This window comes from Burkholderia sp. AU18528 (assembly GCF_002223215.2).
Classification (GTDB): domain Bacteria; phylum Pseudomonadota; class Gammaproteobacteria; order Burkholderiales; family Burkholderiaceae; genus Burkholderia; species Burkholderia semiarida.
Genome location: NZ_NKFC02000004.1, coordinates 1,173,246 through 1,185,772 on the forward strand (window position 1 = coordinate 1,173,246; position 12,527 = coordinate 1,185,772).

Annotated in this window: 11 protein-coding genes; all 11 read left to right on the forward strand. The window is 68.5% G+C overall.

Annotation, left to right across the window (positions count from 1 at the left end):
• The first annotated feature begins 453 nt into the window (after window positions 1–453).
• The 11 genes from CFB52_RS08220 (at window position 454) to CFB52_RS08270 (ending at window position 12,370) form a co-directional block, all read left to right on the forward strand.
• Complete coding sequence (locus CFB52_RS08220; RefSeq protein WP_099316384.1) at window positions 454–966, forward strand: fimbrial protein; 513 nt, start codon at window positions 454–456, stop codon at window positions 964–966.
• Between the two features lie 121 nt (window positions 967–1,087).
• Window positions 1,088–3,541 (forward strand): fimbria/pilus outer membrane usher protein, encoded by a 2,454-nt coding sequence (locus CFB52_RS08225; protein ID WP_099316385.1) that lies wholly within the window; start codon window positions 1,088–1,090, stop codon window positions 3,539–3,541.
• A gap of 16 nt (window positions 3,542–3,557) precedes the next feature.
• Entirely contained in the window at window positions 3,558–4,304 is a 747-nt protein-coding gene (locus tag CFB52_RS08230; protein WP_099316629.1) for a molecular chaperone, read from the forward strand.
• Window positions 4,301–5,323, forward strand: coding sequence for a fimbrial protein (locus CFB52_RS08235; protein WP_099316386.1), 1,023 nt, complete (start codon window positions 4,301–4,303; stop codon window positions 5,321–5,323). Before CFB52_RS08230 ends, CFB52_RS08235 begins: the two co-directional genes overlap by 4 nt.
• 237 nt (window positions 5,324–5,560) lie before the next feature.
• Window positions 5,561–6,229 carry an RNA polymerase factor sigma-70 gene (locus CFB52_RS08240; RefSeq protein ID WP_059584111.1) on the forward strand — a complete coding sequence of 223 codons (669 nt, stop codon included), beginning with the start codon at window positions 5,561–5,563 and terminating at the stop codon, window positions 6,227–6,229.
• An 85-nt stretch (window positions 6,230–6,314) separates the two neighbouring features.
• Window positions 6,315–6,557: an MbtH family NRPS accessory protein gene (locus CFB52_RS08245; protein ID WP_006476052.1), complete on the forward strand. Its 243-nt coding sequence runs from the start codon at window positions 6,315–6,317 to the stop codon at window positions 6,555–6,557.
• Window positions 6,558–6,602: 45 nt separating this feature from the next.
• The gene (locus tag CFB52_RS08250) at window positions 6,603–7,610 is read left to right on the forward strand and encodes a TauD/TfdA family dioxygenase (protein WP_059584109.1); all 1,008 of its coding nucleotides are present in this window, start codon (window positions 6,603–6,605) and stop codon (window positions 7,608–7,610) included.
• Window positions 7,610–8,458, forward strand: a complete 849-nt coding sequence (locus CFB52_RS08255; protein WP_059584107.1) for an ABC transporter ATP-binding protein — start codon at window positions 7,610–7,612, stop codon at window positions 8,456–8,458. Before CFB52_RS08250 ends, CFB52_RS08255 begins: the two co-directional genes overlap by 1 nt.
• Window positions 8,455–10,545: a Fe(3+)-hydroxamate ABC transporter permease FhuB gene (gene fhuB / locus CFB52_RS08260; protein WP_099316387.1), complete on the forward strand. Its 2,091-nt coding sequence runs from the start codon at window positions 8,455–8,457 to the stop codon at window positions 10,543–10,545. The genes CFB52_RS08255 and fhuB overlap by 4 nt, the downstream gene beginning before the upstream one ends.
• Entirely contained in the window at window positions 10,542–11,348 is an 807-nt protein-coding gene (fhuF, locus tag CFB52_RS08265) for a siderophore-iron reductase FhuF (protein WP_099316388.1), read from the forward strand. The genes fhuB and fhuF overlap by 4 nt, the downstream gene beginning before the upstream one ends.
• Window positions 11,345–12,370, forward strand: coding sequence for an ABC transporter substrate-binding protein (locus tag CFB52_RS08270; protein WP_099316630.1), 1,026 nt, complete (start codon window positions 11,345–11,347; stop codon window positions 12,368–12,370). The genes fhuF and CFB52_RS08270 overlap by 4 nt, the downstream gene beginning before the upstream one ends.
• Window positions 12,371–12,527: the final 157 nt, after the last annotated feature.

The following is a 12,527-nucleotide window of genomic DNA, read 5'->3' on the forward strand; positions in this document are numbered from 1 at the left end:
TTTCGCAATCGTTTGCGCGATAAATCCATGTCGATGGAATGCCGTCGTTAATTTCCTGTCAGTTGAAAATGGCGCGATATTCGCGTTGCGATATGACAACGGTGGCGGCTTTGGACAATGTTTTGTCTTTTGAATGGCGCTCCCATGCAAGCCAATGCAGGCAAGGGCTGGCGGCGCACCAGCGATTATCGGCAAGAAATTCCCTTAATCTTCAACCAGTTCCGAAAAATAAAAAAGGACTGCGGATGAAAATTCGATAATTGAAAATGAAAAGGAAAGAATGAGGGTTTAGAGGGGTAAATCGAACATTGTCAGGCGGATTTGACAATGATTTACAGAAATCTTTCATGGTTATCTCGATAATGCCGCCTCGTGACGGACGGGAGCCACCACACGCTGCCGTTTGCGTCCGCCACGTCATCCATTCCATTTGCACTCCTTACGGGAAACTTCATGAAAAAACCCATCCTGACCGCTGTCGCACTCGCGGCCCTGTCCACCTCGGCCTTCGCGGCGGGCACCGGCACGATCAACTTCACCGGCGAGATCGTCGCGGGCGCATGCGGCATCGACTCGGGCTCGGTCAACCAGACCGTGAACCTCGGCAAGGTGCCGACCAACGTGTTCAAGCAGGCCGGCGACAAGTCCACGCCGACCAACTTCGACATCAAGCTGACCGATTGCGACACCAGCGTCGCGAAGAACGCGTACTTCACGTTCACGGGTACGTCGAGCGCCGGCCAGCCGAAGCTGCTCGCCACGATCGGTTCGGCAACCAACGTCGGCATCCGCCTGCAGGCCGCGTCGGGCGAGTACCTCGACAACGGCGCCGAACAGAAGGCGCCGACGGTGCTGCAGAACGGCACGAACATCGCGCGCTTCGCGGCGATGTACGAAGCGACGGCAGCCGGCGTGACGCCGGGTACCGCGGACGGCGTCGCGAACTTCACGGTCCGCTACCAGTAAGCGTCCGTACCGGAGGAGGGAGGCGTGCATCCCTTCCTCCGTCATCTTTCCCCCGTTTTCCTTCTCCCTGGACTCCCGGTAGCGCCGCGTGCGAATCAGACATTCCTTCCTTTGCGTCTCCGTGCTGGTCGTCGGCAGCCAGAGCCAGGCGACGGAATTCAATTCGTCGTTCCTCGACATCGGCGGTACGAACAACGTCGACCTGTCGCAGTTCTCGCAGCCCGACTTCACGTTGCCGGGCGAATACATGCTCGACGTGCAGGTCAACGACCTGTTCTACGGGCTGCAATCGATCGAGTTCATCGCGCTCGACGCATCAGGCGCGGGCAAGCCGTGCCTGCGGCCGGAGCTCGTCGCGCAGTTCGGGCTGAAGCCGTCGCTCGTGAAGGATCTGCCGCGCTTCCAGGGTGGGCGTTGCGTCGACCTCGGCGCGATCGAGGGCGCGACCGTGCGTTACCTGAAAAGCGACGGGCGGCTCAAGATCACGATTCCGCAGGCGGCGCTCGAGTTCAACGATTCGACCTACCTGCCGCCGGCGCGCTGGTCCGAAGGCATTCCGGGTGCGATGCTCGACTATCGCGTGATCGCGAACACGAACCGCAACTTCGGCTCGGGCGGCGGGCAGACGAATTCGATCCAGGCCTACGGGACGGTCGGCGCGAACTGGGATGCGTGGCGCTTTCGCGGCGACTACCAGGCGCAATCGAACGTGGGGAACACCGCGTACGCGGACCGCACGTTCCGCTTCAGCCGGCTGTATGCCTTTCGCGCGCTGCCGTCGATCGAATCGACGGTGACGTTCGGCGACGACTACCTGAGCTCCGACATTTTCGACACGTTCGCGCTGACGGGTGCGTCGATCCGCAGCGACGACCGCATGCTGCCGCCGTCGCTGCGCGGCTATGCGCCGCTGATCTCGGGTGTCGCGCGCACCAACGCGACCGTGACGGTGTCGCAGGCCGGCCGCGTGCTGTACGTGACGCGCGTGTCGCCGGGCGCGTTCGCGCTGCAGAACATCAATACGAGCGTGCAGGGCACGCTCGACGTGGCGGTCGAGGAAGAGGACGGCAGCGTGCAGCGCTTCCAGGTGACGACGGCCGCCGTGCCGTTCCTCGCGCGCACCGGGCAGTTGCGCTACAAGGCGGCGGTCGGCAAGCCGCGCCTGTTCGGCGGCGCTGGCATCGCGCCGTTCTTCGGCTTCGGCGAGATCGCGTACGGGCTGCCGTTCGACATCACGGCCTATGGCGGCTTCATCGCTGCGTCGGGCTACACGTCGGTCGCGCTCGGCGTCGGCCGCGATTTCGGCGCGTTCGGCGCGGTGTCGGCCGACGTCACGCACGCGCGGGCGCGCCTGTGGTGGAACGGCGCGACACGCAACGGCAACTCGTATCGCATCAACTATTCGAAGCACTTCGACGGGCTCGATGCCGACGTGCGCTTTTTCGGCTACCGCTTCTCCGAGCGCGAGTACACGAACTTCGCGCAATTCTCGGGCGATCCGACCGCGTACGGCCTCGCCAACAGCAAGCAGCGCTATTCGGCGACGCTGTCGAAGCGCTTCGGCGACACGTCGACCTATTTCTCGTACGACCAGACGACCTACTGGGCGCGTGCGTCCGAGCAGCGGGTCGGCCTGACGCTCACGCGTGCGTTCTCGATCGGCACGCTGCGCAACCTGAACGTCAGCGTGTCGGCATTTCGCACGCAGAGCGCGGGCGCGAGCGGCAATCAGTTCTCGGTCACCGCGACGCTGCCGATCGGCGGCCGCCACACCGTCACGTCGAACCTGACGACGGGCAGCGGCAGCACCAGCGTGAACGCCGGCTACATCTACGACGATCCGGCAGGCCGCACGTATCAGGTCAATGCGGGCGAGACCGACGGGCGTGCATCGGCGAACGCGAGCTTCCGCCAGCGCACGTCGGCGTACCAGCTCACCGCGCAGGCATCGACGCTCGCCAATGCGTATGCGGCCGCGTCGCTCGAGGTCGACGGCTCGTTCGTCGCGACGCAGTACGGCGTGTCCGCGCACGCGAACGGCAATGCGGGCGACACGCGGCTGCTGGTGTCGACCGACGGCGTGCCCGACGTGCCGCTGTCGGGCACGCTTGCGCATACCGATTCGCGCGGCTACGCGGTGCTCGACGGCATCTCGCCGTACAACGTGTACGACGCGACCGTCAACGTCGAGAAGCTGCCGCTCGAAGTGCAGGTGACGAACCCGATCCAGCGCATGGTGCTGACCGACGGCGCGATCGGCTTCGTCGAATTCTCCGCCGCGCGCGGCAGCAATCTGTACCTGACGCTGACCGACCCGGCCGGCAAGCCGCTGCCGTTCGGCGCGTCGGTGCAGGACGCGGCGAACGGCAAGGAACTCGGCATCGTCGGCGAGGGCGGTGCGGCGTTCCTGACCCAGGTTCAGCCGAAATCCACGCTGGCGGTGCGGGCGGGCGAACGGACGCTCTGCACGATCGACGCACTGCCGAGCCAGCTCCAACTCGAAGGCACGCCGATTCCGGTGACGTGCCGGACGTCCGGCGAGTCGCATGCGGCGGCCGCGCGCGTCGAACGATGATTTCACGGATCCAGCGATGAACAATTCCTTTGCCCTTTCTTTCCCGCGGCGCGCGCTGTGCGCGCTCGCGACCGCCGGCGCGCTGCTCGCGGGCGCCGCCCATGCGGCGATCGTGCCCGATCGCACGCGCGTGATCTTCAACGAAGGCGAACAGGCCGCGATCGTGACGATCACCAACAAGAGCACGACGTATCCGTATCTCGTGCAGTCGTGGCTGGAGGACGCGAAGGGCAACAGGGTCACGTCGCCGCTGATGGTCGTGCCGCCGCTGCAGCGCATCGAGGCGAACGAGCGCAACGTGCTGCGAATCGCGAAGCTGCCGGGCGCCGAGCTGCCGGCCGATCGCGAAACGGTGTTCTATCTGAACATCCGCGAAGTGCCGCCGAAGACCGACACGCCGAACACGCTGCAGATCGCGCTGCATACGCAGATGAAGCTGTTCTACCGGCCGAAGGCCGTGCAGCCCGCCCGCGACGAGGACTGGACGCTGCCGATGACGCTGCGCGTCGACGCGGCCGCGCACAGGCTGGTGTTCGACAACCCGACGCCGTACCACGTGACGGTCGTCGACGTGAGCGCGGGCGCGCAGAAGACGCCGGTGCCGATCGACCCGGTGATGGTGAGCCCGATGAGCACGGCCGACGTGCCGTTCAAGGCGGCGACGCCGTCGACGCTGTTCGTCACGCATATCGACGATTACGGTGGCCAGGTGGCGGTCGAATATGCGTGCGACGCGGGTGTGTGCAAGAGCGTGAAGCGATGAGCGGGGGCATGCGTCAACGGGTGTCGCCGGCGGCATGGTTGCGCTGGGTCGTCCTCGCGCTGCTGGTCGCGGCGGTGCAGCCGGCGTGGGCGCTGCGCTGCCTGACCAACAGCGGCGCGACTTCGTTGACCGAGCCGATCGGCGGCGTGGCGTCGTACCCGACCGATGCGCCGGACGGCTATGTGATCTGGGTGTCGCCGGTGCGCACGACGTCGGGGTATTGCTACAAGGATCTGGGTGACGCCGGCAGCCTGAAGGTCGTCGACAACATTTACTTCTACGCGAATCCGAATCGCACGGACCCTGCCGCATGGGGGCTCGAGATCGGCATCCGCTACAAGGGCGTCGATTATTTCGACAAGACCAGCAATCGCGGCGGCGGGGTGTTTACCGGGTATGCGGTGCCGCCGTGCAGCCGGTACGACTTCGACCGCGGCCGTTGCCAGCGCACGAACATCAGCATCGACTACCAGGTCGTCGTGCGCAAGAAGGGCAACTGGGTCCAGCCGCCGAGCGATATCTACACGGTATTCCAGTTCGACGGCGAATTCGGACTGAATGCGTTCGGCACGAGTTTCCAGTACCGCCTGAGCGGCCTGCGCAACCTCAAGCCGACGCCGTGCTTCGTCGACGTGCTGGTGACGCCCGAACCGGGCATCGTCAATTTCGGACAGGTGCAGGCGGCCGGTAACGGCTTCCTGCCGGCGGTGCCGCGCAAGCGGTTCTCGTTGTCGTTGACCAAGAAGTGCAACGTCGCGGTGCGGGTGGACGGATATTTCGAAACGAGTTTTCCGGTCCAGAACGGTTTGCTGGTGCCGGCGAAGGACAGCAATTTCGGGGTCGGCATCGAGGACAGCCAGGGCAAGGCCATTCCGTTCAACCAGCAGTTCACGCTGGCTCAGTTCGCGTCCAACGTGATGAATCAGAGCGTGTTGATGGACGCGGTGCTGAAGTCGTTCGGTCCGCCGAAGATCGGACGATTCGACGCGACGGCGACGATTCGGTTGTTTATCTACTGACGGCGGCGGGCGCGGCCGAAGCGGCGGCACGCGGATCAAGGGAAACGCCGGCGTGTCGGCGTTTTTTCAAGCTCGCCGCCAGATGGTGCGGCCGGATGCGTCCCATCCGTCAAAACATGGATTCCGTCGATTGTTCAGACAAATCCCGACAACCGAAAGGGTCATCCTGTAATCGGATTGAGAATGATTTGCGTTTACGTTAAATTGCGCTATCTCGGAATTTGACGGAGCAGATCGATGGCGATGGCGGAAGTGCTCGACCGACCGGCGGCGGCAGCGGCGAACCCGTTCCTCGGCAGTTATCCGGACCTGCCGCCGCGCGCCGCGCCGCGTGCGCGCCGGGCGGCCGAGCCCCGTGCGCAGGGCGCGCTGCTCGATGTGCTGATCTCGCATCGCGCGATGCTCGTCAACGTCGCCCGCGGCTTCGTCGGCTGCGCGAGCCGCGCGGAGGACGTCGTGCACGACGTGTTCGTGAAGCTCGTCGAATTCCCGAACCAGGACGCGGTGCGTCAGCCGGTCGCGTACGTGACGCGGATGGTGCGCAATGCGTCGATCGACGCGTGCCGCCGGCAAAGCCTCGAAAACATCTATCACACGGAAGAGGACGACGGCTTCGACGTGCCGTCGCCCGAGCCGACGCCGGAAGCCGCGCTGATGACGCGCGACACGCTACGGCGCGTGTGGGCCGCGCTGGACGACCTGCCGGCGCGCAGCCGGGCCGCATTCGAGATGGTGCGGCTGCGCGAGGAGACGCTGCAGACCGCGGCGCGCGCGCTGAACGTGTCGCAGACGCTCGTGCATTTCATGGTGCGCGACGCGGAGCGCCACTGCGCGGAATGCCTTGACGCGTGCCATCGCGGCGTCGCCTGCCCGGTGTTCCTGGGCGGCCGCGCGCGGCGGCGGTAAAAAAACGCGCCGGCCAACCGTCTATCAGACAGGAGCGGCCCAATTCGCCGCTCCGCCTCCTTCAACCGCCCAGCGATTTCCGATCATGACGCAAGCCCCGACGCCTTCCGCCGACACCGACGATCTCGTCTATACGGTCGTCATCAACGACGAAGAACAGTATTCGATCTGGCCGACGTTCCGGCCCGTGCCGGCCGGCTGGCGCGAAGTGGGCGTGAGCGGCCCGAAGGCTGACTGTCTCGCGCACATCGAGACCGTCTGGACCGACATGCGCCCCGCGAGCCTGCGCCGCGCGATGGACGGCGAGCGCGCGACGCGCGCGTCGTGACCCGTTGCGCCGCATGCGCGGCGCGCCACCTGAAGAGGACGTTGCATGACCCTGCTTTCGTTGCCGACGCTCGACGACCTGCGTATCGAGCCGGGACTGCCCACCGTCGTGTCGCCGCGCGGCAACGACGGGATGTCGATCGACGAGGTCGCGCCGCTCGCGCGCGAGATCGCGGCCGACACGCTCGAGAGGGCGGGCGGCGTGCTGTTCACGGGCTTTCGCGTGCCGTCGATCGACGCATTCCAGCAATTCGCGGCCTCGTTCGGCGATCCGCTGATCGGCTATGAATACGCGTCGACGCCGCGCAGCCAGGTCGAGGGCGCGGTCTACACGTCGACCGAATACCCGCCGCACCGCGCGATTCCGCTGCACAACGAGCAGTCGTACACGCGCGAATGGCCGCTGCGCATCTGGTTCCACTGCGCGCTCGCCGCGCCGAAGGGCGGGGCGACGCCGATCGCGGACAGCCGCGCCGTGTATCGCGCGCTCGATCCCGCGCTCGTCGCGCGCTTCGAGAAGCGCGAGCTGCTGTATGTGCGCAATTTCGGGCAGGGCCTCGACCTGCCGTGGCAGCAGTCGTTCGGCACCGACGAGCCGGCCGAGGTCGAGCGGATGTGCGCGGCGCGCGGGATCGAATGCGCATGGCGCACCGACGACGACGGCGAATTGCTGCTGCGCACACGCGAACGCTGTCAGGCCGTCGCGCGTCATCCGCGCACGGGCGATCGCGTATGGTTCAACCAGGCGAACCTGTTTCACCTGTCGGCGCTCGACGACGACATGCAGGAAGCGCTCGTCGACGCGGTCGGGCTGGAGAACGTGCCGCGCAACGTGTATTACGGCGACGGCGAACCGCTCGAGGCCGACGTGCTCGCGCAGATCCGCGGCGTGCTCGACCAGCAGCGCATCGTGTTCCCGTGGCGCACCGGCGACGTGCTGATGCTCGACAACATGCTGACCGCGCATGCGCGCGACCCGTTCGAGGGGCCGCGCAAGGTCGTCGTCGCGATGGCGCAGAGTTATACGGTCCCGCGCGACCGAACGGAGGATTGATGACGCGTAGTACCGCCGCGCTTGCCGCGCGCGGGCTGTCGGTGGGATATCGCGACCATGTCGTGATCGACGGGCTGGACCTGTCGATCGCGGCCGGCCGCGTAACCGCGCTGTGCGGACCGAACGGCTGCGGCAAGAGCACGCTGCTGCGCACGCTGGCGGGCCTGCAGCCCGCGCGTGCCGGCCATGTCGAAGTGAACGGCCGGCCGCTCGCGTCGTTTCGCCGCCGCGCGCTCGCGCGCGAGCTGACGATGCTCGCGCAGTTCAACCAGATTCCGTCGGGCCTCACGGTGCGCGAGCTCGTCGCGTACGGGCGCTATGCGTACGGCGGCTTCCTGCGCGGCCTGTCGCGGGCCGATCATGCGGCGATCGACGAGGCGCTCGACACGAGCGGCCTCGCGGGCGACGCGGAGCGCGACGTCGGCGCGCTGTCGGGCGGCGAACGCCAGCGCGCGTGGATCGCGATGGCGCTCGCGCAGCAGGCGCCGATCGTGCTGCTCGACGAACCGACGACCTACCTCGACATTCATCACCAGCTCGACATCCTCGATGCGCTGCGTGCGCTGAACCGCGCGCGCGGGCTGACGATCGTGTGGGTGCTGCACGACCTGAACCAGGCGGCCGCGTACAGCGACGAGATCGTGCTGATGCGCGCGGGTCGCCTCGTCGCGCAGGGCACGCCCGACGCGATGCTCGATCCGGCGCGGCTGCGTGCGGCGTTCGGCGTCGAGATGCTGAAGCTCGCGCATCCGCAGACGGGCGCGCCGATGTGCGTGCCGGCCTACGGGCCGTCGACCGACGGCGCGCCGCAGGCGGCCGGCGTTTTCGACCGGGATCTCGCGGTATGACGACGTTCGCGATGCGCAAGCGCCTCGCGGCGACGGGCAAGCGGGCGACCGCAGGGCGGGCCGGCGCGATTGCGCTCGGCCTCGTCGTGCTGATCGCGCTGCTCGCCGCGCTACGGATCGCCCCCGATCTGCGCGTGTGGTGGGACGCGGCGCCCGGCAGCGATGCCGCCGCGCTCGCGCACGTGTTCCTGTTCGACCTGAATCTGCCGCGCGTCGCGGCCGCGCTCGTCGCGGGCGGCTGCCTCGGCATCGCCGGCGCGTTGTTTCAATCGCTCACGCGCAATCCGCTCGCGTCGCCCGACTTGCTCGGCGTGACGGGCGGCGCCCAGCTCGGCCTGCTCGCGGCGATGCTGGTGCCGGCGTTGGCCGGTGTCGCGTCGGTGCCGCTGCTGTTCGTCTGCGGGCTCGCTGCCGCCGCGTGCGCGATCGTCGCGGCGGGCGGCTGGCGCGCGACGCCGTTGCGGCTCGTGCTCGCGGGCAGCGTGTGCATGCTGCTGTTCGCGGCGCTGTCGACGCTCGTGCTTGCGTTCTTCGAGCAGAACATCGCGGGCGCCGCGCTGTGGACCAACGGCAGCCTGTACCAGCCGGGCGCGACGGGCCTCGCGCTCGCCGCGCGTTGGCTCGTCGTGCCGCTCGCCGCGCTGCCGTTCGTGATCCGGCCGCTGAATCCGCTTACGCTCGGCGACGATGCGGCGGCCGCGGCCGGCGTGCGCGTCGATGCGACGCGGCTTGCCGCGACGATCGTCGCGGTCGCGTTCACGAGCGTGGCCGTCAGCATCGCGGGCCCGCTGTCGTACGTCGGCCTCGTCGCGCCGAATCTGCTGCGCCAGATACGCGGCGCGCGCGCGGCGCGGCTCGGCGTGCTGGTGCCGCTGTCGGCGCTCGCCGGCGGCGCGCTCGTACTCGTCACCGACAGCGCGGTGCTCGCGTCGGGCCTCGACGCGACGCTGTCGACCGGCGTCGCGATCGCGCTGGTCGGCACGCCGCTGATGCTCGCGATGATCCGGCGCGGCGCCGCCTGGTCGGGCGTGCTGCATGCGGATGCCGAACGCGCGACGGGCGGCGGCTCGACGCGGCTCGTCGGCTGGCTCGAACGGCTCGGCTGGCCGCTGCGCACCGCGCTGTTCGTCGTGGCGGGCGTGCTGGTTGTTTTCGTCGGCGTGTCGGCCGGCCCCGAGTGGCTGTCGCCCGCGCGCTGGTCGGCCGCGCTGTCCGGTCACGATGCGCTCGCGCGCATGCTGATCGACCTGCGCATGCCGCGCCTGCTGTGCGCGCTGCTCGCCGGCGCGTTGCTGGCCGTCAGCGGCGTCGCGATGCAGAGCGTCGTACGCAATCCGCTCGCGGGCCCCGAAGTGCTCGGCGTCACGCAGGGCGCGGGGCTCGTCACGCTGTTCGCGCTGTCGACGTGGCCGCTGATGGGCCATGTGACGCTTGCCGCCGCCGCGCTGACCGGCGGCGGGCTGTCGCTCGCGATTACGCTCGCGCTGAATCACCGGCATCGCTACGCGCCGCTCGCGGTTGCGCTGACCGGCATCGTGATCGGCGCATTGTGGACCACGCTCGCGCAATGGCTGATCACGCAGGAAAGCGTGCAGCCCGCGCGCTTCGTCGTGTGGCTCGTCGGCGGCACGTATGGCCGCAGTTGGGGCGAGGTGTCGATGCTGCTGCCGTGGTGCGTGCTCGCGGTGCCGGTGTTCGCGTGGCTCGCGAAGCCGCTCGACATGCTCGCGCTCGGCGACGATCAGGCGGCCGCGCTCGGCCTGCCGGTGGCCGCGCTGCGGCCGCTCGCGCTGACGATCGCGACGCTCGCCGCGTGCGCGGCCGTCGCGGCGGTCGGGCCGGTCGGCTTCATCGGGCTGATGGCGCCGCACGTCGCGACGATGCTGGGCGCGCGCCGGCATCGCACACGGCTGTGGCTCGCGGCGGCGTGCGGTGCGCTGATCCTCGGCGTCGCGGATCTCGCGGCGCGCACGGTCGTCGCGCCGCGCGAAGTGCCGGCCGGCGTGCTGACCGCGCTGATCGGCGCGCCGTACCTGCTCGGGCTGCTGATTCTCGAGGGGCGCCGCGCCCGGCGCGCGGGGCGATGACGCCCGCGCTCGACGGCGCGCGCGCCACGCGCTTTTCGGCGTTCGCGCCGCAACCGTTCGCCGAACATCTCGACGTCGTCTGGCTCGGCATGCCCGACGATGCACACGTGCATGCGCCGGGCCGTATCGTCGTGCCCGTCGCCGAATTGCCCGCGCATCGCGACGCCGTGCTCGCCGCGATGGTCGACCATTACGGCGGTGATCCCGCGCAGCATGTGCGCGCGCTGATGTCGCAATGGAGCAAATACTATTTCGGCCGCGCGGCGCCGGCCGGCGTCGTCGCCGCGCTGACACTCGGCCGGCCGCTCGACATGACGCCCGAGCGCACGTTCGTCGCGCTCGACGACGGGATGCCGGCCGCGCTGTATTTCGCGAACGATGCGCTCGGCGCGCCGTGCGACGAACCGGAGCCGCGCTATGCGGGGCTCATCGCGCATCTCGGCGCGGTGATCGAGCGGCTCGCGGCGATGGGCCGCGTCACGCCGCGCGTGCTGTGGAGCAACGCGGGCAATCTGCTCGATTATCTGCTCGATACGTATCGTTCGCTGCCGTGCGCGGTGGATCCCGTCCGCGATGCGGACTGGCTGTTCGGTTCGACCTGCGTGCGCGGCGAACCGAATCCGCTGCGCCAGCCCGTGCGCGATGCGGTGCCGCGCTCGCCGCTGCTGCCGACGCCGTTTCGCGCGCGCCGCGTGTGCTGCCTGCGCTACGAAATTCCTGGAGAAACGCAACTGTGTGGAAGCTGCCCCCTGCTACTGACGATGGACGACGCGGCGCTGGCCGAGCAGGACGCGTGCCGGTGACGCACGCCGGCCGCCGTCACGCGCTCGGCACGCTCGCGGCGGCACTCGGCGCCGCATGCTGCGGCGCGCTTTCCGCATCGGCGGCCGCGGCTTCCGTCGCCGGCGATGCACGTGGTACACAGGGCGCCGTGTCGCTGGCCGGCAATCCCGTCGTGTCGCAGGCCAGCGCGAAGATGCCCGTGCGGCCGCAGCGCGTGGTCGCGCTCGACTTCATGTTCGCGGAAAGCGTGATTGCGCTCGACCTCGTGCCGGTCGGGATGGCCGATACCGCGTTCTACCCGGGCTGGCTCGGCTATCGCAGCGAGCAGCTCGCGCACGTGACCGACATCGGCTCGCGGCAGGAGCCGGGGCTCGAGGCGATCGCGGCGGTCAAGCCGGACCTGATCATCGGCGTCGGTTTCCGGCATGCACCGATCTTCGATGCGCTCGACCGGATCGCGCCGACGATCCTGTTCCAGTTCAGCCCGAACGTGTCCGAAGGCGGCGTGCCCGTCACGCAGCTCGACTGGATGCGCCAGATCTTCCGGACGATCGGTGCGGTCACGGGCCGCGACGCGCGCGCGCAGGCGGTCGAAGCGCAACTCGACGCCGGCATCGCGCGCAATGCGGCGCGGCTCGCGGCCGCGGGCCGCCACGGCGAGCGCGTCGCGCTGCTGCAGGATCTCGGCCTGCCCGACCGTTACTGGGCCTATACGGGCAACAGCACGTCGGCGGGCCTCGCGCGCGCGCTCGGGCTCGATCCGTGGCCGAAGAAGCCGACGCGGGAAGGGACGCTGTACGTGACGTCGGCCGATCTGCTGCGGCAGCGCGACCTGGCCGTGCTGTTCGTGACCGCGTCGGGGATGGACGTGCCGTTGTCGGCGAAACTCGATTCGCCGGTGTGGCGTTTCGTGCCCGCGCTGAAGGCGCACCGGATCGCGCTGATCGAGCGCAACATCTGGGGGTTCGGCGGTCCGATGTCGGCGCTGAAGCTGGCCGACGTGATGACCGATACGATGCTGAAGCTGCCGGCCGTGCGTTGAGCGCGCGGCGCGCGTCGAGCCACGGACGATGCTGCGTTTGACGGGCAGGGCGTTGCGACCGACCTCACGACGCGCGGTTTCCACCTTTCCTTTTCACCACGCGTCAGCAACATTCCCCGCTGAAACGACAATCGCCGACACACTGCCAATGAATGCA